Below are 26,997 nucleotides of genomic sequence, written 5' to 3'. Positions count from 1 at the left end.
CAGGGTGCCGGATTGACGCAAGAGTTTGTCTACCAGGGTGGTCTTACCATGGTCAACGTGAGCAATGATGGCGATGTTGCGTAGATTTTCGATCACTTGTGTATCTCGATCAGAGGATTCGGTGTGCTGACAAGTCTTGGCAGCGATTTACAGTAGAGTCAGGCCTTGCCGTTACAGCTTGACGGCAGAGTCGGGGGGCCGGTGACGCAGGCCACAGGCATACAGCCCCGGGCTCTTAGCTCGGTCGATAAACGCGCACATTGGCATGCCCCTCACTGAGCAAATGGTGGGCATGCAGGCGACTCATCACGCCTTTGTCGCAATACAGCAGGTACTGGCGAGTAGGGTCCAGTTCCTTGAAACGAGCGTTCAATGCATAAAACGGCATCGTTTGTACCTCAATGCCAGCAAGGCCCAGCGGGTCGTCTTCAGCGGCATCCGGGTGACGGATATCGATGACGATCTGACCAGCCAGCGCTTCGCTGACTTCTTCGATCTGCAAGTCCTGGCCCAATTCGTCGATCACGCGATCGATCGGCACCAGTTTGGCGTTCTCGAGCGCACGCTCAAGTACTGCCATGTCGAACTGTTGTTCTTCGTACTCCACGCGTGGACGCTTGGCGTGGGTCTTGGGGTTCACCGAGATGACCCCGCAGTATTCCGGCATGTGCTTGGCGAAGTCGGCAGTGCCGATTTCGTTGGCCAGGTCGATGATGTCCTGCTTGTGACTGGCGATCAGCGGACGCAAGACCAGCTTGTCGGTCACGCAGTCGATCACGGACAGGTTCGGCAATGTCTGGCTCGACACCTGGGAAATCGCCTCGCCGGTAACCAGCGCATCGATGTCCAGCCGATCGGCAATACGGGAAGCAGCGCGCAACATCATACGCTTCAAAACTACACCCATATGACTGTTATCGACTTTCCCGAGAATTTCTCCCAGTACTTCCTCGAATTGCACGCTCACAAATAACACGCGTTGGGAGCTGCCGTACTTCTTCCAGATGAAGTGCGCGACTTCCATGACGCCCAGTTCATGGGCCCGTCCGCCCAGATTGAAGAAGCAGAAATGGCTCATCAGGCCGCGGCGCATGACCTGGTAAGAAGCAACGGTCGAATCGAAGCCGCCGGACATCAGCACAAGCGTCTGCTCCAGGGCACCCAGCGGATATCCGCCGATGCTGTTGTGCTGGCTGTGGATCACATACAACCGTTGGTCGCGAATTTCGATGCGAACTTCGATTTCCGGCTCTTTCAGCGAAATTCCGGCGGCACCGCACTGACGACGCAGCTGGCTGCCGACGTATTTTTCCACGTCCATGGACGAGAAGGTGTGGTGCCCGCCGCGCTTGCAGCGCACCGAAAAGATCTTCCCGGCCAGCGCATCACCGTAGTGCTGCTTGCACTTGGCAACGATGTCGTCGAAGTCACCCAGCGGGTATTCGTCGACTTGCAGGAAATGCGCGATGCCCGGCATGCAGCTCAGGCGCTCGGTCATTTCCTTCAGGGCCTTGGGCTCACTGACGCGCGTTTCCAGCTCGAGATTGTCCCAGACACCGTTCACCACCACAGCCGGGTCCAGGTCGCGGAGCACGGTACGGATGTTTTTGGCCAACTGGCGGATGAAACGCATCCGTACCGGGCGGCTCTTGATGGTGATCTCGGGGAAGACTTTTACGATTAGTTTCATGAAAACAGCGCGCGCTGGGCCAGCCGAAAAAGGGGGGCGCGGATTATAGCGGAAATTGCTCAAGGTTTAACCAGTTTATGTGCAGAAGGTTTTGCGCGCACCAAAACGGGTCATTTGTTGATTTTAACGCTACATTGTAGGGCGAGATTTTCCGCATACAGACGCTTTGTGCCTTTATAAGCGTGATATTGGGGCAAAAAACCCATGGTGGGGCACTGGCATGCAATTTGCTCCCTTGTGAGGCAGGTTGCCTTGGCAGAGTATTCGCGCCGGCATCACCCACATTCTAAGGGCATCCACTACTAAGCCCGAAGCCACCCGGAGGACACTATGTCGAAGTCGGTTCAACTCATCAAAGATCATGACGTCAAGTGGATTGATCTGCGCTTCACGGACACCAAAGGCACTCAGCACCACGTGACCATGCCGGCTCGCGACGCGCTGGATGAAGCTTTCTTCGAAGAAGGCAAAATGTTCGACGGTTCCTCCATCGCTGGCTGGAAAGGCATCGAAGCTTCCGACATGATCCTGCTGCCGGACGACAGCACTGCCGTTCTCGACCCGTTCACCGAAGACCCAACGCTGATCATCGTTTGCGATGTAATCGAGCCTTCGACCATGCAAGGCTACGATCGCGACCCACGTGCGATCGCCAAGCGTGCCGAGGAATACCTGAAGTCGACCGGTATCGGCGACACCGTATTCGTAGGCCCGGAGCCTGAGTTCTTCATCTTCGATCAGGTGAAGTTCAAGTCCGACATCTCCGGTTCGATGTTCAAAATCTTCTCCGAACAAGGTTCCTGGATGTCCGACCAGGACATCGAAAGTGGCAACCATGGCCACCGTCCAGGTATCAAAGGCGGTTACTTCCCGGTTCCACCGTTTGACCACGACCACGAAATCCGTACCTCCATGTGCAACGCCATGGAAGAAATGGGCCTGGTCATCGAAGTTCACCACCACGAAGTGGCCACTGCTGGCCAGAACGAAATCGGTGTGAAGTTCAACACCCTGGTCGCCAAGGCTGACGAAGTTCAGACCCTGAAATACTGCGTACACAACGTGGCTGTCGCTTATGGCCGCACCGCGACCTTCATGCCTAAGCCGCTTTACGGCGACAACGGTTCGGGCATGCACGTTCACCTGTCCATCGCCAAAGATGGCAAGAACACCTTCGCTGGCGAAGGCTATGCCGGCCTGTCCGACACCGCTTTGTACTTCATCGGCGGCATCATCAAGCACGGTAAAGCACTGAACGGCTTCACCAACCCGTCGACCAACTCCTACAAGCGTCTGGTCCCAGGTTTCGAAGCTCCAGTAATGCTGGCCTACTCGGCTCGTAACCGTTCCGCTTCGATCCGTATTCCTTACGTGTCCAGCCCTCGCGCTCGCCGTATCGAAGCTCGCTTCCCGGATCCGGCAGCCAACCCGTACCTGGCCTTCGCTGCCCTGGTAATGGCCGGCCTGGACGGTATCCAGAACAAGATCCACCCTGGCGATGCTGCTGACAAAAACCTGTATGACCTGCCGCCTGAAGAGGCGAAAGAGATCCCGCAAGTTTGCGGCAGCCTGAAAGAAGCCCTGGACGAGCTGGACAAAGGTCGTGCGTTCCTGACCAAAGGCGGCGTGTTCTCCGATGACTTCATCGACGCTTACATCGCTCTGAAAAGCGAAGAAGAAATCAAAGTACGTACCTTCGTACACCCACTGGAATATGAGCTGTACTACAGCTGCTGATCCGGTAGCGCCTGCGCAAGCGGCGTGACAAAAAAGAGGCCTCCTTCGGGAGGTCTTTTTTATGCCCACGATTTCACGACCAACGAATAACCCCTGTAGGAGTGAGCCTGCTCGCGATAGCGGTTTCTCATCCAAAATGAATGTTGCTGGCACACCGCTATCGCGAGCAGGCTCACTCCTACAAGGTTTTGTGGTGTTCGAGAAAGATCAGCAAATCATTCCGAAATGTTAACGCCTTGGGTCAATCGCCACCCCTGACCTATGCTGCAACCCAACGCCTTCGCTTCTGGTCGATTTTATGGGTCGTGGTTTTTTACTGATGTTGCTGCTGATCGCCCTGCCCGCCGCAGCGCAGATCTATAAGTACACCGACGCCTCCGGTAACACTGCCTACAGCAATCAACCGCCCGACGGCGTCAAGGCGCAGCCGGTCGAGTTGCCACCGCTCAACAGTGTTGCGCCCCAGGCACCTCCTGTGCCCGCTGCCGAAGCCAGCAATCGCGAGCAGCCGCGCAGCGCCTACGAGGTGCTGGAGCTGACCGGTTTGCCCACCGACGAAGCCCTGCGCGCCAACAACGGCACGTTCACGGTCAGCGTCATGATCAAACCGCGCCTGCAAGCGCCGCATCTGCTCAGATTGTTGCTTGACGGCCAACCCTATGGGCAATCGAGCAACGTGCCGATCCTGCAACTGGTGAACATCGACCGTGGCGAACACAGCCTGGCAGTGCAAGTAATCGACGGTGAGAACATCGTCCAGCAAAGCCCGACGGTGACATTCACCGTGCAACGGGTGCACAAGCGATGAGGATGTGGCTGCTGATGGCCTGCCTGATCGCGCTGCCGGTCACGGCCGAGGTCTTCACCTACGTCGACGCTCACGGCAACCGGGTCTACACCGACCAACCAGGCTCAGGCAACGCCAAGCGCGTGCCGCTGGCGACGAGCAATCGCATGTCTGCCAACCCCACCAGGGCGGCGCCGGTGATTGCTACGCAGAAAACCGAAGACAAACCTTTGTTCCACTACGACATGCTCCGCGTGCTGGTCCCGGAACCGGACGCTACGGTCCGTAGCAATGCCGGCGAGCTGATCGTCAGTGTCACCAATGAACCCGGCCTGCAACGAGGGCACCGCTACCGATTGCTGCTCGACGGCCAACCCACCGCCGAGCCCGGCCTCAGCCCTGTATTTGCCCTGAGCAACATCGACCGAGGCAGCCATAACCTGTCCGTGGAAATCCTCGACGAACAGGGTCGTACCGTCGAACGCACGGCCAATCAACCCTTCCAGATGCTGCGCATCTCCCTCGCACAGAAGCGCAAAGTCAAACCCTGCGTCCTCACCGACTACGGCCAACGGCCGGAATGTCCGCTCAAAGACAAACCTGAAGAAGAAAAAAATCCCTTCCTGCGTTTCTTCTAACCTCGTTCAGCTTTGCGCACTATATTGGTGCAATAGGTTGCACCGTACCCACATCCCAACCCATTTTGGTTCGAAAGTACCCGCGGAAGCTGGCAGAACGCCACGCAAACGATCGTCAAACGCCCGTTTCAGGCTTTAAACGCTTCTTTTCGGAGCCTTGGTTTGGTTTTTGCATTTTCCTCGTATCGGCGCGTTATCCACGCGCATGCCCTGCTCCAAAAGAGGTCCTAATGACCATCAGTGACGCACTGCATCGTCTGCTACTCGACAATCTGACCACCGCCACCATCCTGCTCGACGCCGAATTGCGCCTTGAGTACATGAACCCGGCAGCGGAGATGCTCCTGGCCATCAGCGGTCAGCGTAGCCATGGGCAGTTCATCAGCGAGTTGTTCACCGAATCCACCGAAGCGCTGAACTCCCTGCGCCAGGCGGTCGAGCAGGCGCACCCGTTCACCAAGCGCGAAGCGATGCTCACCGCCCTCACCGGCCAGACGCTGACCGTCGACTACGCGGTAACACCGATCCTGGCCAACGGCGCGACGATGTTGCTGCTCGAAGTCCACCCCCGTGACCGCTTGCTGCGGATCACCAAGGAAGAGGCGCAGCTGTCGAAGCAGGAAACCAGCAAAATGCTGGTGCGCGGCCTCGCCCACGAGATCAAGAATCCGCTGGGCGGTATTCGCGGCGCAGCTCAACTGCTCGCCCGCGAACTGCCGGAAGAAAGCCTGCGCGATTACACCAACGTCATCATTGAAGAAGCCGACCGCCTGCGAAACCTCGTGGACCGCATGCTCGGCTCCAACAAACTGCCGTCGCTGGCCATGTGCAACGTCCACGAAGTGCTGGAACGCGTCTGCCATCTGGTGGAAGCGGAAAGCCAAGGCTGCATCACTTTGGTGCGCGATTACGACCCAAGCATTCCCGACGTATTGATCGACCGCGAACAAATGATTCAGGCGGTATTGAATATCGTGCGCAATGCGATGCAGGCCATCAGCAGCCAGAACGAGCTGCGCCTGGGCCGCATCAGCCTGCGCACCCGCGCCATGCGCCAGTTCACCATCGGCCACGTGCGGCATCGCCTGGTGACCAAGATCGAAATCATCGACAACGGCCCGGGCATTCCCGCGGAGTTGCAGGAAACCATCTTCTTTCCCATGGTCAGCGGCCGCCCGGACGGTACCGGGCTGGGCCTGGCCATTACCCAGAACATCATCAGCCAGCACCAGGGCCTGATCGAATGTGACAGCCACCCAGGCCACACCACCTTCTCGATCTTTCTGCCCCTGGAACAAGGAGCCACATCGACATGAGCCGTAGTGAAACCGTGTGGATCGTCGATGACGACCGTTCTATCCGTTGGGTCCTGGAAAAAGCCCTGCAGCAAGAAGGCATGACCACGCAAAGCTTCGACAGCGCCGATGGCGTGATGAGCCGCCTGGCGCGCCAGCAGCCGGACGTGATCATCTCCGACATTCGCATGCCGGGTGCCAGCGGTCTGGACCTTCTGGCGCGGATTCGCGAACAACACCCACGGTTGCCGGTGATCATCATGACTGCGCACTCCGATCTGGACAGCGCGGTCGCGTCCTATCAGGGCGGCGCGTTTGAGTACCTGCCAAAACCGTTCGACGTCGACGAAGCCGTTTCGCTGGTCAAACGTGCGAACCAGCACGCCCAGGAACAGCAAGGTCTGGAAGTCCCGGTCGCCTTGACCCGCACCCCGGAAATCATCGGCGAAGCGCCGGCGATGCAGGAAGTGTTTCGAGCCATCGGGCGCTTGAGCCACTCCAACATCACCGTGCTGATCAACGGCGAATCCGGTACCGGTAAAGAGTTGGTAGCCCACGCCCTGCACCGCCACAGTCCACGGGCGGCGTCGCCGTTCATTGCGCTGAACATGGCGGCGATCCCGAAAGACCTGATGGAATCCGAGCTGTTCGGCCATGAGAAAGGCGCGTTCACCGGCGCGGCCAATCTGCGTCGCGGACGTTTTGAACAGGCTGACGGCGGCACGCTGTTCCTCGATGAAATCGGCGACATGCCGGCGGATACCCAGACTCGTTTGCTGCGGGTGTTGGCGGACGGCGAGTTCTACCGCGTCGGTGGCCATGTGCCGGTGAAGGTCGATGTGCGCATCATCGCCGCGACTCACCAGAATCTGGAAACCCTGGTGCACGCCGGGAAATTCCGTGAGGACTTGTTCCATCGCCTCAACGTGATCCGCATCCACATTCCACGGCTGTCGGACCGTCGCGAAGACATCCCGACCCTGGCCAAGCACTTCCTCAGCCGCGCTGCGCAAGAACTGGCGGTGGAGCCGAAGCTGCTGAAAAGCGAAACCGAGGAGTACCTGAAGAACCTGCCGTGGGGCGGCAACGTGCGTCAGCTGGAGAACACCTGCCGCTGGATCACGGTGATGGCTTCGGGTCGCGAAGTGCACATCAGTGACCTGCCACCGGAGTTGCTGAGCCTGCCGCAGGATTCGGCGCCAGTGACCAACTGGGAGCAAGCGCTGCGCCAGTGGGCTGATCAGGCGCTGGCTCGCGGTCAGTCGAGCCTGCTCGACAGCGCCGTGCCGGCGTTCGAGCGGATCATGATCGAAACCGCCCTCAAACACACCGCCGGCCGCCGCCGCGATGCCGCCGTTTTGCTGGGCTGGGGGCGTAATACCCTGACGCGCAAGATCAAGGAATTGGGAATGAAGGTTGATGGTGGGGATGATGATGAAGGGGAAGAGGGTTAATTCCCTCACCTGATCGTTCCCACGCTCCCGCGTGGGAGTGCCTTAATGGACGCTCTGCGTCCGCTTCGGCAGGGACGCGAAGCGTCCCGGGCTGCATTCCCACGCAGAGCGTGGGAACGATCAAATAATATGCTTTTGGGGACTAAGTGCACCGCCGTAATGCACCGTGAACCGCAATCGCGCACGGCAACAGATCCGAAATCCCGCCCACGTTCGCAATCGAATCCCTATCGAAAAAACACGAAAGCCCCGAATCTCGGGGCTTTCAGCATTCCAACGCAGCTTTCTGTTTCAACTTGTTAAAACCTGGCACGCCCCCTGCAATAGTCCATTCAGTGATTCAGTTCACTACCCGGTTTCGGGGACCTTGGTACAGGCAGGCCGGGGATTCCCCTCTTTACATCGGGCTCACACCGCACTCGCGACGAGCCCCTCCAGTTTTGGGGCCCTTGATACAGGCAGGTCAGGGGTTCCTTCTTTACACCGGGCTCGACGCCATGCGCGAGCCCTGCCGTTTTGGGAACCTTGGTACAGGCAGGCCGGGGATTCCCTCTTTTATTGCTCCCGGAGATGGATCTCCAGCCGCCAGCGGTCATCGACCTCGCTACCGGTCCACTCGCCCTGCAGTGGCCGGGCCGCCACTACCGTCAGCAACAACCCTCCATCACTCAAGCGCGTCCGCCAGTTCACGACTTTGTCATTGAGCTTGAGCTGACCTTTCTGTGCCTTGCCTTGCGCCTCGAACAGCAGCGCGAGGCTGCCGTCCACGAATTCGCCATGGGATTTGGGTTCGTTGTTGAACCACACCACCAGCCCATCGTCCGTCACCTCGACCTGTTGCAATTCGCTGGGGTCAGGCGTGGTCAGGCGACCGATCATCAGCCCCACCATCAGTCCGACAATCGCCAGCGAAGCCATCACCCGCGGTAATAGTTTCGAACGTGGATCGATGGGCGGCGTAGAATGCCGCTCATCTTTACCTTCGGAGCCGTGCATGTTTCACGTCATCCTCTTTCAACCAGAAATTCCGCCGAATACCGGCAACGTTATCAGGCTGTGCGCCAACAGTGGCTGCCACCTGCATTTGATCGAACCGCTGGGCTTCGAAATGGACGACAAGCGCCTGCGCCGGGCCGGCCTCGACTACCACGAGTATGCCACCCTGCAACGCCACGCGGACCTTGCCAGCTGCCTGGAGAGCCTCGGTCATCCACGGCTGTTCGCTTTCACCACCAAGGGCTCGCGTCCGTTCCACGATGCCAGTTTCGCCGAGGGCGACGCGTTCCTGTTCGGCCCGGAAAGCCGCGGCTTGCCGGCCGAGGTGCTCGATGCACTGCCCGGCGAACAACGCCTGCGCTTGCCGATGCGTGAAGGCTGTCGCAGCCTGAACCTGTCGAACACCGTGGCGGTCGCCGTCTACGAAGGCTGGCGCCAGCTCGGCTTCAAATAACCCCGCGACTGATCGTTCCCACGCTCCGCGTGGGAATGCAGCCCGTGACGCTCCGCGTCACTGGACGCGGAGCTTCCCTAGAGGCATTCCCACGCAGAGCGTGGGAACGATCATCTCCCGCCCAAGAAAAAAAGCGCCTGTTATGGCGCTTTTTTCGTTACTGCATCGAACGCTTACTGAACGGTTGGAGTCTCGCCAGCCGCCTGCATGCGTTGCAGTTCTTGTGCGTACAGCGCGTCGAAGTTCACCGGAGCCAGCATCAGGGCCGGGAACGAGCCGCGGGTCACCAGGCTGTCCAGGGTTTCGCGAGCGTAAGGGAACAGGATGTTCGGGCAGAACGCGCCGAGGGTGTGGCTCATCGAAGCGTCGTCCAGGTTCTTGATCAGGAAGATCCCGGCCTGTTGCACTTCAGCGATGAACGCCACCTCGTCACCGTTTTTCACGGTCACGGACAAGGTCAGCACGACTTCGTGGAAGTCGCCTTCCAGCGCCTTTTGACGAGTGTTCAGATCCAGACCGACGCTTGGCTCCCACTGCTGGCGGAAGATCGCCGGGCTTTTCGGGGCTTCGAAGGACAAGTCACGTACGTAGATGCGCTGCAAGGAGAATTGCGGTGCGGTTTCTTCTTCGCTAGCTGCAGTGTTCTGTTGGTCAGTCATCTCAGATCCTTTCTGATCTTGGGGTCTTATAGGGAAGGCGTTCAGGCCTTGAGCATGGCGTCGAGCTTGCCGGCGCGCTCAAGGGCAAACAAATCATCACAACCACCCACGTGGGTGCTGCCGATCCAGATCTGCGGCACGGACGTACGTCCAGCCTTCTGAGCCATGGCGGCACGCACCTGCGGCTTGCCATCGACCTTGATCTCTTCGAAGGCCACGCCTTTATTCTCGAGCAGGTACTTGGCTCGCGAACAGTAAGGGCAGTAATCGCTGGAATAGACGACGACGTTGCTCATATCACTTCACCAGCGGCAGGTTGTCGCCTTTCCAGCTGGAAATACCGCCGGAGAGCTTGGCGGCGGTGAAGCCGGACTTCATCAGCTCGCGGGCATGGGTACCGGCGGTCTGGCCCATGGCGTCGACCAGAATGATGGTCTTGGCCTTGTGCTTTTCCAGTTCGGCAATGCGAGCAGCCAGTTTGTCGTGGGGAATATTCAACGCGCCGACAATGTGACCAGCGGCGAAATCCTTGATCGGACGAATGTCGATCACAACGCCCGCGTCCTTGTTGACCAGGCCGGTCAGTTCACCGGTGCTCAGGCTGCGGCCGCCGCCTTGCATCTGATAAGCGATCAGCAACGCCAGCAGTACGACGAAGATACCGACGAGCAGATAGTGGTTAGTGGCAAATTCAATCAGGTGAGCAACCATCGAAGGAGGTTCCAGGGCGTTAAAATGTCGGCCAGTATACACAGCCCCTATGGTGGGCCAAACCCCGTCCGGCGGTGACGTGGCCGGAACTTCGCTTTAAACTGCCACTCCCTTTTCCATCGCCCTCTTTTAATTCAGCCACGAGTGGAATCCATGACTACCACGCCTAAACCTTTGGTCCTGATTATTCTCGACGGCTTCGGTCACAGTGAGAGCCCTGAATCCAACGCCGTGTTTGCGGCGAAGAAGCCCGTACTGGACCGCTTGTGGGCCACCGTGCCGAACGGCCTGATCTCGGGCAGCGGCATGGACGTCGGCCTGCCGGATGGCCAGATGGGCAACTCCGAAGTCGGCCACATGAACCTGGGCGCCGGTCGCGTGGTGTATCAAGACTTTACTCGCGTGACCAAATCGATCCGCGACGGCGAGTTTTTCGAGAACCCGACCATCTGCGCCGCGGTGGATAAAGCCGTGGCTGCCGGCAAAGCCGTGCACTTCATGGGCTTGCTGTCCGATGGCGGCGTTCACAGCCACCAGGATCACCTGGTTGCCATGGCCGAACTGGCCTACAAGCGCGGCGCCGAAAAAATCTACCTGCACGCCTTCCTCGACGGCCGCGACACACCGCCGAAAAGCGCCCAGTCGTCCATCGAACTGCTCGACGCGACTTTCCAGGCTTTGGGCAAAGGCCGGATCGCCAGCATCGTCGGCCGTTACTTCGCCATGGACCGCGACAACCGTTGGGACCGCGTGTCCCAGGCCTACAACCTGATTGTCGACGGCAACGGCGAATTCAACGCCGCCACCGCACAGGAAGGGCTGCAAGCTGCCTATGAGCGTGGCGAGAGCGACGAATTCGTCAAAGCCACCTCCATCGGTGAGCCGGTCAAAGTCGAAGACGGCGACGCCGTGGTCTTCATGAACTTCCGCGCCGACCGCGCCCGTGAACTGACCCGAGTGTTCGTCGAAGACGGTTTCAAGGAATTCGAACCCGCACGCCAGCCGAAACTGGCCGGTTTCGTGATGCTGACCCAATACGCCGCCAGCATTCCCGCGCCATCGGCCTTCGCCGCCGGCAGCCTGGACAACGTGCTGGGCGATTACCTGGCGAAAAACGGCAAGACGCAACTGCGCATCGCCGAAACCGAAAAATACGCCCACGTGACCTTCTTCTTTTCCGGCGGTCGCGAAGAACCGTTCCCGGGCGAAGAGCGCATCCTGATCCCGTCGCCGAAAGTCGCCACCTATGACTTGCAGCCCGAGATGAGCGCCCCGGAAGTCACCGACCGCATCGTCGATGCCATCGAAAACCAGCGCTACGACGTGATCGTGGTCAATTACGCCAACGGCGACATGGTCGGCCACAGCGGTGTGTTTGATGCGGCAGTGAAAGCTGTGGAATGCCTGGACCTGTGCGTTGGCCGTATCGTCGAAGCGCTGGACAAGGTCGGTGGCGAAGCGCTGATTACCGCCGACCACGGTAACGTCGAGCAAATGTCCGATGAGTCCACTGGTCAGGCTCATACCGCTCACACCACCGAGCCGGTGCCGTTCATTTATGTCGGCAAGCGTGACTTGAAAGTACGTGATGGCGGCGTGTTGGCGGATGTGGCGCCGACGATGCTGATGTTGTTGGGGATGGAAAAACCGGCGGAAATGACTGGCACTTCCATTCTGGTGTAACCGAACCCCGCAAACCCCACCAAACCCTGTGGGAGCTAGCCTTTGTGGCGAGGGGGCTTGCCCCCGTTCGGCTGCGGAGCAGTCGTAAAACCATTGCATGCGGTGTACCTAATACGCTGCGATTGCAGATTTTGGGGCCGCTTCGCGACCCAACGGGGGCAAGCCCCCTCGCCACAAAGGCTAGCTCCCACAGTGGTTTTGGAGTGTTTTCAGAGGCAACACTGCTCCGGTTATCACACAACCCCAATTGGGCGTTTTTTTTGCGGCGCTTGGCGGGCATACTAGGCCGTCCCTTTCCCTGGTGTCGCCCGCCTCTATGCTTCGCGTCCTGATAACCCTTGCTCTGACTTGCCTGCTCCAACCGGCCTTCGCTGACGAGCGCGCGCAAACCCAACAACAGTTGGACGCCACGCGTCAGGACATTGCCGAGCTGAAAAAACTGCTGGGCAAGCTCCAGGAAGAAAAATCCGGTGTGCAGAAAGACCTCAAGGGCACCGAGACCGAGATGGGCAAGCTCGAGAAGCAGGTCGAAGCCCTGCAAAAAGAGCTGAAGAAAAGCGAATCCGAGCTGCAGCGACTCGATGCCGAGAAAAAAAAACTCCAGAGCGCGCGCACTGAACAGCAACGACTGATCGCCATTCAGGCCCGTGCGGCCTATCAGAACGGTCGTCAGGAGTACTTGAAGCTCTTGCTGAACCAGCAGAATCCGGAAAAATTCGCCCGCACCCTCACCTATTACGACTACCTGAGCCAGGCCCGCCTGGAGCAGCTGAAGAATTTCAACGAAACCTTGCGCCAACTGGCCAATGTCGAAAAAGACATCGCCTTGCAGCAGGCACAATTGCTGGTGCAGAAGAGCAGCCTCGACAGCCAGCGCGACGAACTCGACAAGGTTCGCAAGGAGCGCCAGCAAGTCCTGGCCAAGCTGAGCGACGACGTGAAGGCGCGCGATCAGAAGCTGGCCGCCCGCGAGCAGGATCAGGCAGACCTGTCTAAAGTCCTTAAAACCATCGAAGAAACCCTGGCCCGCCAGGCACGAGAGGCTGAAGAGGCGCGACAAAAAGCGCTCATCGCCCAGCAGGAAGCCGAAAAAAAGCGTTTACGTGAGGCTCAGGAACAGGCAGACGCCACTGACGCCCCACGCAAACCGGTCAAATCGACACCTGGCGCATTGGTATCCAGTTCAGGCGAAACCTTTGGCGGCCCTTTTGCTTCAAGCCGGGGAAAACTTCCGTGGCCGGTTGATGGTCGACTGCTTGCGCGCTTCGGTGAATCCCGTGGCGACGATGCCCGTGCCAAGTGGGACGGCGTGATGATCAGCGCTTCCGCCGGCAGCCAGGTGCACGCCGTGCATGGCGGTCGCGTGGTGTTCGCCGACTGGCTGCGTGGCGCCGGGCTGCTGGTGATTCTCGACCACGGCAACGGTTTTTTGAGTCTTTATGGTCACAACCAGACGCTGCTCAAGTCTGCGGGTGACGTTGTAAAAGCCGGTGAGTCCATTTCCACTGTCGGCAACAGTGGCGGTCAGGACACGCCAGCGCTGTATTTCGCTATTCGTCAGCAGGGTCACCCGAGTGATCCGGCGCAATGGTGTCGTGCGCAAGGATAAGCACGCCATCTTCTTCAGGAGTTCGTTAGACATGCTGCATTTGTCCCGCCTTACCTCGCTGGCCCTGACGATCGCCCTGGTGATCGGCGCGCCTCTGGCGTTTGCCGCTCAACCGGCCCCGGCGGTCGCGCCTGCGGGCACTGCTGCGACCACTAAGGCGCCGTTGCCTCTGGAAGAGTTGCGCACCTTTGCCGAGGTCATGGATCGGATCAAGGCAGCCTATGTCGAGCCGGTGGACGACAAGACCCTGCTGGAAAACGCCATCAAGGGCATGCTCAGCAACCTCGACCCGCACTCCGCCTATTTGGGTCCGGAAGACTTCGCTGAATTGCAGGAAAGCACCAGCGGCGAATTCGGCGGCCTGGGCATCGAAGTCGGCGCCGAAGACGGTTTCATCAAAGTGGTTTCGCCCATCGATGACACCCCGGCCTCCAAGGCTGGCATTCAGGCCGGCGACTTCATCGTCAAGATCAACGGCCAGCCGACTCGCGGCCAGAGCATGACCGAAGCCGTGGACAAGATGCGCGGCAAGATCGGCCAGAAGATCACCCTGACCCTGGTGCGCGACGGCGGGACACCGTTCGACGTAACCCTGACCCGCGCCATCATTCAAGTGAAGAGCGTCAAGGCGCAGCTGCTGGAGTCGGGCTACGGCTACATCCGCATCACCCAGTTCCAGGTCAAGACCGGCGAAGAAGTCTCCAAGGCCCTGGCCAAGTTGCGCAAAGACAATGGCAAGAAGCTCAACGGCATCATTCTCGACCTGCGCAACAACCCGGGCGGCGTGCTGCAATCGGCGGTGGAAGTGGTCGACCACTTCATCACCAAGGGCCTGATCGTCTACACCAAGGGCCGCATCGCCAACTCCGAGCTGCGCTTCTCTGCCACCGGCAAAGACGAAAGCGAAGCCGTGCCAATGGTTGCGCTGATCAACGGCGGCAGCGCCTCGGCCTCGGAAATTGTCGCCGGCGCCTTGCAGGATCAGAAGCGCGCAGTGGTCATGGGCACCACCAGTTTCGGCAAAGGCTCGGTACAAACCGTGCTGCCCCTGAACAATGACCGCGCACTGAAGATCACCACGGCGCTGTACTACACGCCGAACGGCCGCTCGATCCAGGCCCAGGGCATCGTCCCGGACATCGAAGTGCGCAGGGCCAAGATCACCAACGAGCAGGATGGCGAATACTTCAAGGAAGCCGATCTGCAAGGTCACTTGGGCAATGGCAACGGCGGCGCCGATAAACCGACCAGTTCCAGTGGCAAAGCCAAGGCAATGCCGCAGGATGACGATTACCAATTGGCCCAGGCGCTGAGCCTGCTCAAAGGGCTGAGCATCACCTCCGGTCGCTGAGGTGCGCCTGCGGTTCTTGATCGGCCTGCTGTGCTGTCTGGCGGGTGTTGCTCACGCGACTCCCGCCACGCCAGCGCCGCAAAAGGCCTATCTGACGCTGATTATCGATGACTTGGGGCAGAACCTGCCCCGGGATCGTCGCGTGCTGGCCCTGCCCGGTCCGGTGACCGCGGCGATCATGCCCGACACGCCCCACGCCACCGAATTCGCCCGCGAAGCCCATCGCGCCGGCAAGATCGTCATCCTGCACATGCCCATGGACCCGGCCACCGGCCCGTTCGCCTGGCATCCCGATTTACCCATCGACGAACTTGAAAAGCGCCTGAACGCGGCGTTCAAGGTCGTGCCCTACACCGCTGGCATCAACAACCATATGGGCAGCCGCATGACCGCCCGGCAACCAGCCATGGCCTGGTTGATGGCGGACTTGCAGCGCCGGCACAAGCTCTTCCTCGACAGCCGCACCAGCGCGCAAACCGTCGCGGCGGCCGAGGCGCAGAAGATTGGCTTGGCGAGCGTTTCGCGGGATGTGTTTCTGGATGATGAGCGCACTGAGGCGGCGATTTTTACGCAGCTACAGACGGCGATTGATTTGGCGCGCAAGCAGGGCTCGGCGGTGATGATCGGGCATCCGTATCCGCAGACATTGGCGGTGCTGGAGCGGGAGTTGCCGAAGCTCAAGGCTCAGGGGATTGAATGGATCGACATCAAGCAGATGATCAGCGTGCGCGGTAATCGGGCAACGGCTGCCCATGGCAAGGACGGAGTTTATCGCTGAACCTGATCGTTCCCACGCTCCACGTGGGAATGCAGCCATGGACGCGGAGCGTCACGGGAGGCGTTACCACGCGGAGCGTGGGAACGATCAGTGAGATTTAGAGATACCGCGCCATGATGTCGTCCACCACGCCTTCCTTACGCAGTTGATCCAATGCAGCCTGAAGCTTGGCCACGACCTCGTCCGGCACATCCTTGTTCAGCGCCAGGTACAACTCCGCGCTGTTAAATCGCAGCACGGTCTTGAGCCCGGTCACACCGTCCTGGCGAGCCAGGTAGCGTCCGGCCGGATCGCCCGTGGCCCACAAATCAATCTGGCCACTCACCAGTTTCTTCGCGTTGTCCTGATCGCGCAGCACCACAATGGGCTTCAACCCTTGCTTGGCCAGCGTCTCGGCAATCGCATCGCCCTTGTACGCGCCGATCTTGTATTTGCGCGCCTGTTCCAGCGACTCAAGGCTGATCTTGCTGTCAGCCTTGGCCAGCATGATCCAGTCATCCGGGCCAATCGGGCCGACCCACTTGAAGAGCTTCTCGCGATCCGGCAAACGCGCCATCACGAATACGCCGTAGCCGGGTTTCTCGAGGGCGAGTTTGTAGATTCGCTCCCAAGGGAAGCGCAGTGTCAGGCTGTAGGTGACGTCGGCACGTTTGAACATCTCGCGGACGATGTCCACGGCGATGCCATTGATGTTCTCGTCCTGAGCGAAATTCTTGCCGTTCTTCGCCATGTTGTACGGCGGGAAGTTTTCCGTGAGCAACACCAGGTCGGTGTCAGGATTTTCTTCAGCGTGGACTCCATTGATGAGCAACAGAGAAGCGCTGGCGAGGACAAGAAGCAGGCGTTTGATCATGTCGGGCTACCGAAATCCATGGCGTGCCCAAGAGTGCCTTGAGCCCGCCATGCTGTCCACTGGCCTGCATGGATTTGTTTAGCGCATGACGATCCCGCGATGGGCCATGTAGGCCTTGGCTTCCTGCACGGTGTATTCGCCGAAATGGAAAATACTCGCCGCCAACACTGCGCTGGCGTGACCTTCGATGATGCCGTCGGCCAAATGCTGCAGGTTGCCAACGCCGCCGGAGGCAATCACCGGGATACCCAGCGCATCGCTGATGGCGCGCGTGACGCCCAGGTCGAAGCCGTTTTTCATGCCGTCCTGATCCATGCTGGTCAGCAGGATTTCACCGGCACCCAGGCCTTCCATCTTCTTCGCCCATTCAACAGCGTCGAGGCCGGTCGGTTTGCGACCGCCGTGGGTGAAGATTTCCCAGCGCGGGGTTTCGCCCGGGCCGGAGACTTTCTTGGCGTCGATGGCGACAACGATGCACTGCGAGCCGAAATGCTGCGCCGCTTCGCCGACGAATTCCGGGTTGAACACTGCTGCGGTGTTGATTGACACCTTGTCCGCGCCGGCATTCAACAGGTTGCGAATGTCCTGCACGGTACGCACACCACCGCCCACGGTCAGCGGGATGAACACCTGGCTGGCCATGCGCTCGACGGTGTGCAGCGTGGTGTCGCGGCCGTCAACGCTGGCGGTGATGTCGAGAAAGGTAATCTCGTCGGCACCCTGCTCGTCGTAGCGACGGGCGATTTCCACCGGGTCGCCGGCATCACGAATGTTCTCGAACTTGACGCCCTTGACCACCCGGCCGTTATCCACGTCCAGGCAAGGGATGATGCGTTTGGCCAGCGCCATGGTCAGTCCTCAGCCTTTGTACGAATCGCAGAAAGCTTGCGCTTCAGCGACGTCGAGGGTGCCTTCGTAGATCGCCCGGCCGGTGATGGCGCCGATGATGCCTGGCGCCTTGGCGTCGAGCAGCGACTTGATGTCACCCAGGTTGTGAATACCGCCGGAAGCGATGACCGGAATGCGCGTGGCAGCGGCCAGGGCAGCGGTGAACGGTACATTGCAGCCCTGCATCATGCCGTCTTTGGCGATGTCGGTATAAACGATCGCGGACACGCCGTCGGCTTCGAACTGCTTGGCCAGGTCGATGACCTGGATGGTGCTGATTTCCGCCCAACCGTCAGTGGCGACGAAACCGTCTTTGGCGTCCAGGCCAACGATTACCTTGCCCGGGAACGCGCGGCAGGCTTCAGCCACGAAAGCCGGATCTTTCACGGCCTTGGTGCCGATGATCACGTAGCTCACGCCCGCTTTGACGTAGTGCTCGATGGTTTCCAGGGAACGGATACCGCCACCGATCTGGATCGGCAGGTTCGGGTAGCGCTTGGCGATGGCGGTGACCACTTCGCCGTTGACCGGCTGGCCTTCGAAGGCGCCGTTCAGATCGACCAGATGCAGACGGCGGCAACCGCCTTCCACCCACTTGGCAGCCATGCTCACCGGGTCATCGGAGAACACTGTGGAATCTTCCATGCGGCCCTGGCGCAGACGAACACAGGCACCGTCTTTGAGATCGATAGCGGGAATAATCAGCATCTGGCAAACCTTCAAATTCGATTGTTCAGCTTCGCTCGAAAATCAGTTTTTCTCGAGCGCCCACAAGTCGCTTTCGATGCTTTCGAACCTCTCTTTGAGGTGCGTCTGCACATCGAAAATCGCCCTGTTGTAATAGTGCGGCGCAATTTCACGGGTAAACAGCTCAAGGATTTCAGCCGCTTCGAACGAACCCAGGTCCAGTTCGAAGCGATCCTCCATGAAGCGTTTGATCTTGTGATTGGCCTCGTTCTCCTGTTCGGGAGTGAGGGTCAGGATCGGCGGCTTCGTTTTCTTGGCTGCCATTTACCAGCGACCATCCCACGCAGCGAAGTTCTGCAGCAATTGCAGGCCATGGGTATGGCTCTTCTCCGGGTGGAACTGCACGGCGAAACGCGAGCCATCGGCCAGCGCCGCGGCGAAATCGACACCGTAGTGACCGCCACCCACCACCTGCCGCGCATTGCCGGCGGCGATGTAGTAGCTGTGCACGAAATAGAAACGCGCCAGGTCCGGAATGTCGTGCCACAGCGGGTGACTCACCGTCTGCCTCACTTCGTTCCAGCCCATGTGCGGGACTTTCAGGTGTTCGCCGTCTTCATGCAGGTCCTTGCCGAAGAACTTCACCGCGCCCGGGAACAGGCCGATGCAATCGACACCGTCGTTCTCTTCACTGCTGTCGAGCAAGGCTTGCATGCCCACGCAAATGCCGAGGAACGGACGGTCCTGGCTGACTTCACGCACCAGCGAGTCGAAGCCCAGGCGACGGATCTCCGCCATGCAGTCGCGAATCGCGCCGACGCCGGGGAAAACCACCCGGTCGGCTTCGCGAATCACGTCGGCATCGCTGGTAATCAGGACCTTGCCGGCACCGACGTGCTCGAGGGCCTTGGCCACCGAGTGCAGGTTGCCCATGCCGTAATCGATAACCGCAACCGTCTGCATTACAGAACGCCTTTGGTCGACGGCATCTGACCGGCCATGCGGTCATCAAGCTCTACGGCCATGCGCAGGGCGCGGCCGAAAGCCTTGAACACGGTTTCGATCTGGTGGTGAGTGTTGGTGCCACGCAGATTGTCGATGTGCAGGCTGACCAGCGCATGGTTGACGAAGCCCTGGAAGAATTCCTGGAACAGGTCAACGTCGAAACCGCCAACGGTGGCTCGGGTGTAGGGAACATGCATCTGCAGGCCAGGACGGCCGGAGAAGTCGATCACCACGCGCGACAGCGCTTCATCGAGCGGCACGTAGGCGTGGCCGTAGCGACGGATGCCTTTTTTGTCGCCAATGGCTTTGGCGAAGGCCTGACCCAAGGTGATACCGACGTCTTCCACGGTGTGGTGGTCGTCGATATGCAGGTCGCCCTTGCTGACAATATCCAGGTCGATCAGCCCGTGACGGGCGATCTGGTCCAGCATGTGCTCAAGAAAAGGAACACCGATATCAAATCGGGCCTTTCCGGTGCCATCCAGGTTGATCGAGGCTTTGATCTGGGTTTCCAGAGTGTCGCGCTCGACTGACGCCTTACGTTCGGCCATCACCAGCTCCGCAAAATCATTGGGCGAAAAAGGCAGCCATTATAGGGGCGCGGGCGCGAAACAGAAACACGGGAGGTGATATGACTGACGGACAGAACCCGGTGTTGTCGGGGATAGACATGTCCATACAACTCATTTCGGACTTCCTAAAACAACTGTAGGAGTGAGCCTGCTCGCGATGGGGCCCTCACATTCAACATTTCTGTCGACTGTCAGACCTCTATCGCGAGCAGGCTCACTCCTACAGGGGTACAGCGTTTACTTAGTGGAACAACACTGCCGTCTTCTGCAGGGTCACCCACACACCCCACGCCAACGGAATGCCCACCACCAGCCACGCAGCAACCGCCAACGGCTTGGTGCCCGCATCCGCTTTCCACTCCAGCACGGTGCTGGCATCAGCACCCTTGTCGTGGCCCAGCGCCTGTTCGGCAGCCAGTTCGGCGTCGGTCATGAAGTACTTGTCGGCCACCGGGCGAACCATCAGGTTGCACAGGAAACCCAGCACCAGCAGGCCCGCGAGGATGTACAGCGTGATGTCGTAAGCCGCGGCGCGTTCAACGCCGATGCTCAACTGATACTCACGAATGTAGTTCACCAACACCGGACCCAACACGCCCGCCGCCGCCCACGCCGTCAGCAGACGACCGTGGATCGCGCCGACCATTTGCGTACCGAACAGGTCCGCGAGGTAAGCCGGCACCGTCGCAAAACCACCGCCGTACATCGACAGGATGATGCAGAACGCCGCCACGAACAGCGCAACGTTGCCCAGGTGACCGAGGTTCGGGATCAGCGCGTACAGGGCAAAGCCCAGGGCGAAGAACACGAAATAGGTGTTTTTACGGCCCAGGTAATCCGAGAACGAAGCCCAGAAGAACCGACCACCAATGTTGAACAGGCTCAGCAAACCGGTGAAACCGGCAGCAATCGCCGCGATAGAAGCCAGTTGCCCGGCGTCCAGCTGACCGAATGGCAAGTCAACACCGATCAATTTACCGCCGAACACTTCCTGCAATAGCGGCGAAGCCATACCCAGGATGCCGATACCCGCCGACACGTTCAGGCACAGCACCAGCCACACCAGACGGAATTGCGGGGTTTTCCACGCCACGTTCACGTGGACGTGACGGTGGGTGATCATCGCGTTCGAAGCTTTCTTCGCCGGAGCGGTCCAGCCTTCAGGCTTCCAGCCGGTTGGCGGAACGCGGTAGGACAGTGCGCCACCGATCATGAACACGAAGTAGATCGCGGCCATCACCAGGAAGCTCTGCCACACGCCGACGCTGTCTGCCGAAGCGAAGTGGCCCATCAAGGCTGCGGCCAACGGAGCACCGACCATCGCACCACCGCCGAAGCCCATGATCGCCATGCCGGTCGCCATGCCGCGCTTGTCCGGGAACCACTTGATCAAGGTCGACACCGGCGAAATGTAACCCAACCCCAGGCCAATACCGCCAATGACCCCGGAGCCGATCCACATGAGCCAGATCTGGTGGGTATAGACCCCCAACGCTGAAATCAGCAGACCACCACACCAGCACAGCGCCGACACAACGCCTGCCTTGCGAGGACCGGCGTGTTCCAGCCAGCCGCCCCAGATCGCTGCCGAGCAGCCGAGGAAGATGAAGAACAGGGTGTAGATCCAGCCGAGCATCGAGATCGGCCAGTCGCATTGCGAGGAGAAAACTTGCGAAATGAAGCTCATGTCCGGTGCGCAGGCCACTGCCTTGGTCACGCCCAGTGCTTTGGACAGCGGCAGCCAGAACACCGAAAAGCCGTAGGCCATGCCGATGCAAAGGTGGATGGCCAAAGCGGCCGGTGGTACCAGCCAACGGTTGAAACCGGGCTTGGCGATGATGCGTTCCTTGGACAGGAACCCGGGCTGATCGGCTTTGAAGCCGTCCGCCGTGATGCTCGTGGTCATTGTGTATCCCCCAATTATTAGTATGGTTCGCCAGCCACTCTTCGCCCCCAGCCTTATGCGCACGCATGACTGTCTTTTTCAGGGCGAAGCTCCGTTTTGGTGCGACATCGCGTCGCAGAAGGACGGACGAACCGGCAAAGGTTACCATCTGTACGTGACAGAAAAACCAAAGTGATATCACCTTTTGTAAGTCATCTGTTCTCGTACCACTGAAGGAACTGCCATGCCGATCAAAATCGAGCTGCTGCACGAAGCCACTTATCAGGATCAGCAAGACCTGCAAAAAATTTATCGCGACGCCCCGGACTGGCTGTTCGCCCCGTTTTCAGGGGATTTGCAGCTGATCGAAGGCTGCCTGGGCGACGGTTCGTTGATCGCTGGTCGCTTCAATGATCGGTTGCTTGGAGCAGCTCGTTTGCAGAGGCACTCTGATGTTTGGCACTTGTCCCAAATATGCGTGCGAAAAATTACCCGTCGTCGTGGCGTTGCCGAGCGCCTGGTAAACGAAGCGCAGAAAATGGCGTCGCAATCGGGCGTGACATTGCGTCTGCTGGCACCTGCCGGGCATCTCGAAGCTCAGGCACTGGCCGCCAAGCTGAAAGTGCCGCTGGATGTATTGCCGGCGTGATCGCTGACCGGTCGTCCGCTTCGGAGCGCTATACTCCCCGGCTAAATTTCGAATTCGACTAACTACAAGGACTCGCCCATGAAAGCGTTCGGCAAAATCCTGGGTCTGGTGCTTCTCGGGCTGTTGCTGATCATTGTGGCGCTGGGCTTTGCCCTGACCCACCTCTTCGATCCCAACGACTATAAAGACGAGATTCGCCAGATTGCGCGCAACAAGGCCCACATCGAGCTGACGCTCAATGGCGATATCGGCTGGAGCCTGTTCCCGTGGCTTGGCCTGGAATTGCACGACGCCAGTGTCGCGACCCTGGCCAAACCCACCGAGCCGTTCGCCGACTTGCAGATGCTTGGTCTGTCAGTGCGCGTGTTGCCGCTGCTGCGCCGCGAAGTGCAGATGAGTGACGTGCGCGTCGAAGGCCTGAACCTGCGCCTGAACCGCGACAAGGACGGCCACGGCAACTGGGAAGACATCGGCAAGGCCCCGGCGCCGACCAACCCGGCCACTCCTGGCGAACCGGCACCTGCGCCAGACACCACCGCCCAGGCGGAGAAACCGGCCCAGCCGATTCGCCTGGACATCGACAGCCTGACGGTCAACAACGCCCGCGTTGAATATAACGACGAGAAGACCGGCAAGCAGTTCAGCGCAGAAAGCATCCAGCTGAGTACCGGCCCGGTTCACGACTCGACCAATATTCCGATCAAACTCACCGCGTTTCTCGGCACCAACCAGCCGGTCTTGCGGGTACGCACCGAGCTCAATGGCGAGTTGCGTTTCGAGCGCGCACTGCAGCGCTACAAACTCGAAGACATGAAACTCTCCGGCGAAGTCGCCGGCGATCCGCTGCAAGGCAAGACCATGACCTTCGCCGCCCAAGGCCAGTTGCTGCTGGATAAAGCCGCGAATGTCGCCGAATGGACCGGCATCAAGATCTCCGCCAACCAACTACGCGCACTGGGCGAACTGAAGGTCAACGACCTCGACAAGACGCCGCAAATCAGCGGCGGCCTTTCGATCGCCCAGTTCGACCTGGCGAAATTCGTCGACAGCATCGGCCAGAAACTCCCGGCCATGGCCGAAGGCAGCCTGAGCAAGGTCGAGCTGGCCAGCCGTGTAGCGGGCACACCGACAAGCGTGTCGCTCGACAACATCAACCTGAAAGTCGACGACAGCACCTTCAGCGGCCGCATCGCCGTCGAAGACTTCGCCAAACAATCGTTGCGCGCAACCCTCAAGGCTGACACCTTCAACGTCGACCGTTACCTGCCACCCAAATCCGCCGAAGCCAGTAGCGCGACGCAAGTGCGTCAGGCTGAGGTCGCCAGCACCGAAGCCGATGCCATGGCGGGCGCCGGCAGCACACCGTTGCCGCCAGCACCGACCAAAACCGCGTGGAGCACCGAACGCCTGCTGCCGGTAGAACGCCTGAGCAAACTCGACGTGGACGCTGACCTGACCTTTGGCCAGTTGACCCTCGACAAAATGCCGATCCAGAACGCAGCACTCAAGGCCACCGGTCAGGGCGGCCTGCTGACCCTGGAGAACCTGCGCGGCGACCTGTACGACGGCAACTTTGAAGCCAAGGGCACCCTGGACCTGCGCCAGCCAGTGCCGGCGCTGAACATGCAGACGCGCATCACCAAAGTGCCGGTGGAAAAAATCCTCGAAAGCCAAGGGAAGAATCCACCGGTCAAAGGCCTGGTGACGCTCAACAGTGCATTGACCGGCAGCGGCAATAGCCAGCAAGCACTGATCGACAGCCTCAACGGCAACGCCAGCTTCGTCATCAATAACGGCGTGCTGCTCAATGCCAATCTTGAGCAACAGCTGTGCAAAGGCATCGCCACCCTGAACCGCAAATCCCTGAGCGGCGAGCCACGGGGCAAGGACACACCGTTCCAGGAGCTCAAGGGCAACCTGACCTTCCGCAACGGCGTGGCCAGCAACCCGGACCTGAAAGTGCGCATCCCGGGCATGACCGTCAACGGTGACGGCGACGTCGACCTGCGGGTGCTAGGCATGGATTACCGTGTCGGCATCATTGTCGAAGGCGACAAGAGCGACATGCCGGACCCGGCTTGCCAGGTCGGCGAGAAGTTCGTCGGCATCGTATGGCCACTGCGCTGCCGTGGACCGCTGGAACTGGGCGCCAAGGCTTGCCGCCTGGATAATGAACGCATGGGCCAGGTCGCCACCAAACTGGCCGGTGACAAGCTCAGCGAAAAAATCGACGAGAAACTTGGCGATAAGGTTAGCCCGGAACTGAAAGACGCGTTGAAGGGGCTATTCAAACGATGAGAGCCGAGCAGTTTTCATCGGCGGTGCTGGATTGGTACGACCGCCACGGCCGCCACGATTTGCCCTGGCAACAGGGCATCACGCCCTATCGGGTGTGGGTCTCGGAAATCATGTTGCAGCAGACCCAGGTCAGCACCGTGCTGAATTACTTCGACCGCTTCATGGCCTCACTGCCGACAGTCGAGGCCCTGGCCGCCGCGCCGGAAGACGAAGTGCTGCATCTGTGGACTGGGCTCGGTTACTACACCCGCGCGCGCAATTTGCAGAAGAGCGCGAAGATTGTCGTTGCCGAGTACGGCGGCGAGTTTCCGCGGGATGTGGAAAAGCTGGTTGAGCTGCCTGGCATCGGCCTGTCCACGGCGGGCGCCATTGCCAGCCTGAGCATGGGCCTGCGGGCGCCGATTCTCGATGGCAACGTCAAGCGGGTGCTGGCGCGGTTTACGGCGCAAGAGGGTTATCCGGGCGAGCCAAAGGTTGCCAAACAGCTGTGGGCGAACGCTGAGCGCTTCACGCCGCATGATCGGGTCAACGCCTACACCCAGGCGATGATGGATCTGGGCGCCACGCTCTGTACCCGCAGCAAACCGAGCTGCCTGCTGTGCCCGCTGGAAAAGGGCTGCGAAGCGCACATGCTCGGCCTGGAAACCCGCTACCCGATCCCCAAACCGCGCAAGACCGTGCCGCAGAAGCGTACGCTGATGCCGATGCTCGCCAACGGCGAAGGCGCGATTCTGCTTTACCGCCGGCCTTCCACGGGCTTGTGGGGCGGTCTCTGGAGCCTGCCGGAACTCGACGACCTCGACGACCTGCAACATTTGGCCACGCAGCACTCGCTGGAGCTGGGCAGCCAACAAGCGCTGCCGAGCCTGGTCCACACCTTCAGTCATTTTCAGTTGTCCATCGAACCCTGGCTGGTTCAGGTCCAGGAGGCCGGCCATCACGTGGCCGAGGCCGACTGGCTCTGGTATAACCTCGCCACCCCGCCGCGCCTGGGCCTTGCCGCCCCGGTCAAAACCTTGCTCGAACGCGCGGCCGCCGTATTGAACGCAGGAGAGTCGTCATGACCCGCACCATCATGTGCCGCAAGTACAAAGAAGAATTGCCCGCCCTGGAGCGCGCTCCATTTCCAGGCGCAAAAGGTCAGGACATATTTGACCACGTCTCGGCCAAAGCCTGGACCGACTGGCAAAATCACCAGACTCTGCTGATCAACGAAAAACGCCTGAACATGATGAACGCCGAAGACCGCAAATATCTTCAGGGCGAGATGGACAAGTTCTTTTCCGGCGAGGAATACGCCAAGGCTGACGGCTACGTTCCGCCGGCTGAATAATCCCGCTTTTTCGAGGGTCGGAACGTAAGCGACGGTAATAATTAAAATTTTTTTGAAAACTTTCTTGACGACCCCCTGAAAAACCAGTTTAATGCGCCCCGTTGCCCAGATAGCTCAGTCGGTAGAGCAGGGGATTGAAAATCCCCGTGTCGGCGGTTCGATTCCGTCTCTGGGCACCAAATACCGAAAACCCTGAATCGCAAGATTCAGGGTTTTTTTATGTCTGCGATTTGATAACGACAGTCCACCGCAGCGCAGGTGCCGGAGAAACAATCACTCTTTAGCACTCGGGTCGATGATGGCACCGCGCTATGATTTTGCGCGTACATGGAATAAAGCCAACATTGATCCCGATGCCCCCGCATCCGAATCAGTCGATACAGGATAGAGACAGCGCAAGGAGTGCGTGCTTTTCACCCCTCCCCGCAAAACACTGCCCTCCCCCTGCTCGATGACAGCTTTCCAGGCACGCCCCCTTCTCGACAGCCCTGAACATGGAACAGTTATGTCCGACATCAATGAACTGAAAGACAAGATCAACACCAAAACCTTGAACATGGTCCTGCTGTCGATTGCGACCGCCGGGATCTACTTGCTGTTGTGGTTGTACAAGAGCAACCAGAAGATCAACGAAACGACGAAAATGAAAGTGGTCGACGACACTTACGTTATTTGGGTCGCCGTCTGCCTTGGCTGGAGCGGCGCGTTGTCGAACCTGGGCGACGTGTTGTTCGACTCGCTTTCCGGCATTCTGCTGATCGCATTGAACGCGCTGTACATCGTGTGGGCCTTCAAGGCAAAAAACGCGCTGTCGGAATACGCCCTCAACGAGCACAAAATCGACCTGCGCATGAACGGGTTCTATACCTTCTTCCTGAACATTTTCTACGTGAATTACTGCATCAACAACTTGCCTGAAGAGCAGCGCAAACAACTGATCCTGCGCGGCCAGACGACGCAAGCCTGATCAACTGACGAGGGGCAG

Annotated in this window: 28 protein-coding genes and 1 tRNA gene; 16 read left to right on the top strand and 13 right to left on the bottom strand. The window is 59.5% G+C overall.

What is annotated here, in order from left to right:
* Both ACIQV9_RS19195 and thiI read right to left on the bottom strand, forming a co-directional pair.
* The coding region (locus ACIQV9_RS19195) for a GTP-binding protein (protein ID WP_401312813.1) at positions 1-147 on the bottom strand (147 nt) is incomplete at its 3' end.
* A gap of 88 nt (positions 148-235) precedes the next feature.
* Positions 236-1,690: a tRNA uracil 4-sulfurtransferase ThiI gene (gene thiI, locus ACIQV9_RS19190; protein ID WP_403104500.1), complete on the bottom strand. Its 1,455-nt coding sequence runs from the start codon at positions 1,688-1,690 to the stop codon at positions 236-238.
* A gap of 330 nt (positions 1,691-2,020) precedes the next feature.
* On the opposite strand from thiI, the gene glnA reads away from it, so the two are divergent.
* The 5 genes from glnA to ntrC all read left to right on the top strand — a co-directional run bounded on the left by glnA (position 2,021) and on the right by ntrC (position 7,601).
* Entirely contained in the window at positions 2,021-3,427 is a 1,407-nt protein-coding gene (gene glnA, locus ACIQV9_RS19185) for a type I glutamate--ammonia ligase (RefSeq protein WP_403104498.1), read from the top strand.
* 298 nt (positions 3,428-3,725) lie between these two features.
* Positions 3,726-4,235 (top strand): DUF4124 domain-containing protein, encoded by a 510-nt coding sequence (locus ACIQV9_RS19180; protein WP_403104496.1) that lies wholly within the window; start codon positions 3,726-3,728, stop codon positions 4,233-4,235.
* Positions 4,232-4,852: a DUF4124 domain-containing protein gene (locus tag ACIQV9_RS19175; RefSeq protein WP_403104494.1), complete on the top strand. Its 621-nt coding sequence runs from the start codon at positions 4,232-4,234 to the stop codon at positions 4,850-4,852. The genes ACIQV9_RS19180 and ACIQV9_RS19175 overlap by 4 nt, the downstream gene beginning before the upstream one ends.
* A gap of 230 nt (positions 4,853-5,082) precedes the next feature.
* On the top strand, positions 5,083-6,168 hold the full coding sequence (gene glnL / locus ACIQV9_RS19170) for a nitrogen regulation protein NR(II) (RefSeq protein WP_008024908.1): 1,086 nt from the start codon (positions 5,083-5,085) through the stop codon (positions 6,166-6,168).
* Positions 6,165-7,601, top strand: coding sequence for a nitrogen regulation protein NR(I) (gene ntrC, locus ACIQV9_RS19165; protein ID WP_064675450.1), 1,437 nt, complete (start codon positions 6,165-6,167; stop codon positions 7,599-7,601). The genes glnL and ntrC overlap by 4 nt, the downstream gene beginning before the upstream one ends.
* 555 nt (positions 7,602-8,156) lie before the next feature.
* On the opposite strand, the gene ACIQV9_RS19160 is transcribed toward ntrC, so the two are convergent.
* Entirely contained in the window at positions 8,157-8,597 is a 441-nt protein-coding gene (locus ACIQV9_RS19160; protein WP_403104492.1) for a hypothetical protein, read from the bottom strand.
* On the opposite strand from ACIQV9_RS19160, the gene ACIQV9_RS19155 reads away from it, so the two are divergent.
* Complete coding sequence (locus ACIQV9_RS19155; protein WP_007949025.1) at positions 8,596-9,051, top strand: tRNA (cytidine(34)-2'-O)-methyltransferase; 456 nt, start codon at positions 8,596-8,598, stop codon at positions 9,049-9,051. The genes ACIQV9_RS19160 and ACIQV9_RS19155 overlap by 2 nt on opposite strands.
* Before the next feature lie 173 nt (positions 9,052-9,224).
* Here ACIQV9_RS19155 and secB read toward each other — a convergent pair whose 3' ends face one another.
* The 3 genes from secB to ACIQV9_RS19140 are packed head-to-tail and all read right to left on the bottom strand — an operon-like array spanning position 9,225 to position 10,421.
* Positions 9,225-9,710: a protein-export chaperone SecB gene (gene secB, locus ACIQV9_RS19150; protein ID WP_007949026.1), complete on the bottom strand. Its 486-nt coding sequence runs from the start codon at positions 9,708-9,710 to the stop codon at positions 9,225-9,227.
* A 41-nt stretch (positions 9,711-9,751) separates the two neighbouring features.
* Positions 9,752-10,006 carry a glutaredoxin 3 gene (gene grxC, locus ACIQV9_RS19145; RefSeq protein WP_008149430.1) on the bottom strand — a complete coding sequence of 85 codons (255 nt, stop codon included), beginning with the start codon at positions 10,004-10,006 and terminating at the stop codon, positions 9,752-9,754.
* Between the two features lies 1 nt (position 10,007).
* Complete coding sequence (locus ACIQV9_RS19140) at positions 10,008-10,421, bottom strand: rhodanese-like domain-containing protein (protein ID WP_403104489.1); 414 nt, start codon at positions 10,419-10,421, stop codon at positions 10,008-10,010.
* Between the two features lie 153 nt (positions 10,422-10,574).
* On the opposite strand from ACIQV9_RS19140, the gene gpmI reads away from it, so the two are divergent.
* The 4 genes from gpmI to ACIQV9_RS19120 all read left to right on the top strand — a co-directional run bounded on the left by gpmI (position 10,575) and on the right by ACIQV9_RS19120 (position 15,842).
* Positions 10,575-12,104, top strand: coding sequence for a 2,3-bisphosphoglycerate-independent phosphoglycerate mutase (gene gpmI / locus ACIQV9_RS19135; RefSeq protein WP_403104487.1), 1,530 nt, complete (start codon positions 10,575-10,577; stop codon positions 12,102-12,104).
* A 316-nt stretch (positions 12,105-12,420) separates the two neighbouring features.
* Positions 12,421-13,713, top strand: a complete 1,293-nt coding sequence (locus ACIQV9_RS19130) for a murein hydrolase activator EnvC family protein (protein WP_403104485.1) — start codon at positions 12,421-12,423, stop codon at positions 13,711-13,713.
* 31 nt (positions 13,714-13,744) lie between these two features.
* Positions 13,745-15,064 carry a S41 family peptidase gene (locus ACIQV9_RS19125; protein WP_403104483.1) on the top strand — a complete coding sequence of 440 codons (1,320 nt, stop codon included), beginning with the start codon at positions 13,745-13,747 and terminating at the stop codon, positions 15,062-15,064.
* A gap of 1 nt (position 15,065) precedes the next feature.
* On the top strand, positions 15,066-15,842 hold the full coding sequence (locus ACIQV9_RS19120; RefSeq protein ID WP_403104481.1) for a divergent polysaccharide deacetylase family protein: 777 nt from the start codon (positions 15,066-15,068) through the stop codon (positions 15,840-15,842).
* Positions 15,843-15,939: 97 nt separating this feature from the next.
* Here ACIQV9_RS19120 and ACIQV9_RS19115 read toward each other — a convergent pair whose 3' ends face one another.
* The 7 genes from ACIQV9_RS19115 to ACIQV9_RS19085 form a co-directional block, all read right to left on the bottom strand.
* On the bottom strand, positions 15,940-16,695 hold the full coding sequence (locus ACIQV9_RS19115; RefSeq protein WP_403104480.1) for a substrate-binding periplasmic protein: 756 nt from the start codon (positions 16,693-16,695) through the stop codon (positions 15,940-15,942).
* Positions 16,696-16,773: 78 nt separating this feature from the next.
* Positions 16,774-17,544 carry an imidazole glycerol phosphate synthase subunit HisF gene (gene hisF / locus ACIQV9_RS19110; protein WP_007972752.1) on the bottom strand — a complete coding sequence of 257 codons (771 nt, stop codon included), beginning with the start codon at positions 17,542-17,544 and terminating at the stop codon, positions 16,774-16,776.
* 9 nt (positions 17,545-17,553) lie between these two features.
* The gene (gene hisA, locus ACIQV9_RS19105; RefSeq protein ID WP_010464588.1) at positions 17,554-18,291 is read right to left on the bottom strand and encodes a 1-(5-phosphoribosyl)-5-[(5-phosphoribosylamino)methylideneamino]imidazole-4-carboxamide isomerase; all 738 of its coding nucleotides are present in this window, start codon (positions 18,289-18,291) and stop codon (positions 17,554-17,556) included.
* Positions 18,292-18,333: 42 nt separating this feature from the next.
* Positions 18,334-18,594: a DUF2164 domain-containing protein gene (locus ACIQV9_RS19100; protein WP_403104477.1), complete on the bottom strand. Its 261-nt coding sequence runs from the start codon at positions 18,592-18,594 to the stop codon at positions 18,334-18,336.
* Positions 18,595-19,233: an imidazole glycerol phosphate synthase subunit HisH gene (gene hisH, locus ACIQV9_RS19095; RefSeq protein WP_403104475.1), complete on the bottom strand. Its 639-nt coding sequence runs from the start codon at positions 19,231-19,233 to the stop codon at positions 18,595-18,597.
* Entirely contained in the window at positions 19,233-19,826 is a 594-nt protein-coding gene (hisB, locus tag ACIQV9_RS19090; RefSeq protein ID WP_003218037.1) for an imidazoleglycerol-phosphate dehydratase HisB, read from the bottom strand. Before hisB ends, hisH begins: the two co-directional genes overlap by 1 nt.
* Before the next feature lie 262 nt (positions 19,827-20,088).
* Positions 20,089-21,753 (bottom strand): OFA family MFS transporter, encoded by a 1,665-nt coding sequence (locus ACIQV9_RS19085; protein ID WP_403104473.1) that lies wholly within the window; start codon positions 21,751-21,753, stop codon positions 20,089-20,091.
* Between the two features lie 223 nt (positions 21,754-21,976).
* Between ACIQV9_RS19085 and ACIQV9_RS19080 the strand changes: the two genes are divergently transcribed.
* The 6 genes from ACIQV9_RS19080 to ACIQV9_RS19055 all read left to right on the top strand — a co-directional run bounded on the left by ACIQV9_RS19080 (position 21,977) and on the right by ACIQV9_RS19055 (position 26,979).
* Complete coding sequence (locus ACIQV9_RS19080; protein WP_403104471.1) at positions 21,977-22,381, top strand: acetyl-CoA sensor PanZ family protein; 405 nt, start codon at positions 21,977-21,979, stop codon at positions 22,379-22,381.
* A gap of 78 nt (positions 22,382-22,459) precedes the next feature.
* Entirely contained in the window at positions 22,460-24,679 is a 2,220-nt protein-coding gene (locus tag ACIQV9_RS19075) for an AsmA family protein (protein ID WP_403104469.1), read from the top strand.
* Positions 24,676-25,743 (top strand): A/G-specific adenine glycosylase, encoded by a 1,068-nt coding sequence (mutY, locus tag ACIQV9_RS19070; protein WP_403104467.1) that lies wholly within the window; start codon positions 24,676-24,678, stop codon positions 25,741-25,743. Before ACIQV9_RS19075 ends, mutY begins: the two co-directional genes overlap by 4 nt.
* Positions 25,740-26,012 (top strand): oxidative damage protection protein, encoded by a 273-nt coding sequence (locus ACIQV9_RS19065; protein ID WP_403104466.1) that lies wholly within the window; start codon positions 25,740-25,742, stop codon positions 26,010-26,012. The genes mutY and ACIQV9_RS19065 overlap by 4 nt, the downstream gene beginning before the upstream one ends.
* A 103-nt stretch (positions 26,013-26,115) precedes the next feature.
* Positions 26,116-26,191: transfer RNA gene (locus ACIQV9_RS19060), tRNA-Phe, on the top strand.
* A gap of 326 nt (positions 26,192-26,517) precedes the next feature.
* The gene (locus tag ACIQV9_RS19055; RefSeq protein ID WP_403104464.1) at positions 26,518-26,979 is read left to right on the top strand and encodes a DUF4234 domain-containing protein; all 462 of its coding nucleotides are present in this window, start codon (positions 26,518-26,520) and stop codon (positions 26,977-26,979) included.
* The last annotated feature ends 18 nt before the right edge of the window (positions 26,980-26,997 follow it).

The organism is Pseudomonas sp. NPDC099000 (assembly GCF_044759925.1).
In the GTDB taxonomy this organism is placed as follows: domain Bacteria; phylum Pseudomonadota; class Gammaproteobacteria; order Pseudomonadales; family Pseudomonadaceae; genus Aquipseudomonas.
This window is presented reverse-complemented; position numbering and strand designations above follow the sequence as displayed.

Coding starts and splice junctions, on each gene's coding strand:
- ACIQV9_RS19175 (WP_403104494.1), top strand. CDS start 4,232: ATGAGGATGTGGCTGCTGATGGCCTGCCTGATCGCGCTGCCGGTCACG.
- ACIQV9_RS19065 (WP_403104466.1), top strand. CDS start 25,740: ATGACCCGCACCATCATGTGCCGCAAGTACAAAGAAGAATTGCCCGCC.
- hisB (WP_003218037.1), bottom strand. CDS start 19,826: ATGGCCGAACGTAAGGCGTCAGTCGAGCGCGACACTCTGGAAACCCAG.
- hisA (WP_010464588.1), bottom strand. CDS start 18,291: ATGCTGATTATTCCCGCTATCGATCTCAAAGACGGTGCCTGTGTTCGT.
- ACIQV9_RS19180 (WP_403104496.1), top strand. CDS start 3,726: ATGGGTCGTGGTTTTTTACTGATGTTGCTGCTGATCGCCCTGCCCGCC.
- ACIQV9_RS19055 (WP_403104464.1), top strand. CDS start 26,518: ATGTCCGACATCAATGAACTGAAAGACAAGATCAACACCAAAACCTTG.
- ACIQV9_RS19080 (WP_403104471.1), top strand. CDS start 21,977: ATGCCGATCAAAATCGAGCTGCTGCACGAAGCCACTTATCAGGATCAG.
- ACIQV9_RS19155 (WP_007949025.1), top strand. CDS start 8,596: ATGTTTCACGTCATCCTCTTTCAACCAGAAATTCCGCCGAATACCGGC.
- mutY (WP_403104467.1), top strand. CDS start 24,676: ATGAGAGCCGAGCAGTTTTCATCGGCGGTGCTGGATTGGTACGACCGC.
- ACIQV9_RS19130 (WP_403104485.1), top strand. CDS start 12,421: ATGCTTCGCGTCCTGATAACCCTTGCTCTGACTTGCCTGCTCCAACCG.
- ACIQV9_RS19140 (WP_403104489.1), bottom strand. CDS start 10,421: ATGGTTGCTCACCTGATTGAATTTGCCACTAACCACTATCTGCTCGTC.
- hisH (WP_403104475.1), bottom strand. CDS start 19,233: ATGCAGACGGTTGCGGTTATCGATTACGGCATGGGCAACCTGCACTCG.
- secB (WP_007949026.1), bottom strand. CDS start 9,710: ATGACTGACCAACAGAACACTGCAGCTAGCGAAGAAGAAACCGCACCG.
- glnA (WP_403104498.1), top strand. CDS start 2,021: ATGTCGAAGTCGGTTCAACTCATCAAAGATCATGACGTCAAGTGGATT.
- glnL (WP_008024908.1), top strand. CDS start 5,083: ATGACCATCAGTGACGCACTGCATCGTCTGCTACTCGACAATCTGACC.
- ACIQV9_RS19160 (WP_403104492.1), bottom strand. CDS start 8,597: ATGCACGGCTCCGAAGGTAAAGATGAGCGGCATTCTACGCCGCCCATC.
- ACIQV9_RS19085 (WP_403104473.1), bottom strand. CDS start 21,753: ATGACCACGAGCATCACGGCGGACGGCTTCAAAGCCGATCAGCCCGGG.
- ACIQV9_RS19100 (WP_403104477.1), bottom strand. CDS start 18,594: ATGGCAGCCAAGAAAACGAAGCCGCCGATCCTGACCCTCACTCCCGAA.
- ACIQV9_RS19075 (WP_403104469.1), top strand. CDS start 22,460: ATGAAAGCGTTCGGCAAAATCCTGGGTCTGGTGCTTCTCGGGCTGTTG.
- ACIQV9_RS19125 (WP_403104483.1), top strand. CDS start 13,745: ATGCTGCATTTGTCCCGCCTTACCTCGCTGGCCCTGACGATCGCCCTG.
- hisF (WP_007972752.1), bottom strand. CDS start 17,544: ATGGCGCTGGCCAAACGCATCATCCCTTGCCTGGACGTGGATAACGGC.
- thiI (WP_403104500.1), bottom strand. CDS start 1,690: ATGAAACTAATCGTAAAAGTCTTCCCCGAGATCACCATCAAGAGCCGC.
- ACIQV9_RS19115 (WP_403104480.1), bottom strand. CDS start 16,695: ATGATCAAACGCCTGCTTCTTGTCCTCGCCAGCGCTTCTCTGTTGCTC.
- gpmI (WP_403104487.1), top strand. CDS start 10,575: ATGACTACCACGCCTAAACCTTTGGTCCTGATTATTCTCGACGGCTTC.
- grxC (WP_008149430.1), bottom strand. CDS start 10,006: ATGAGCAACGTCGTCGTCTATTCCAGCGATTACTGCCCTTACTGTTCG.
- ntrC (WP_064675450.1), top strand. CDS start 6,165: ATGAGCCGTAGTGAAACCGTGTGGATCGTCGATGACGACCGTTCTATC.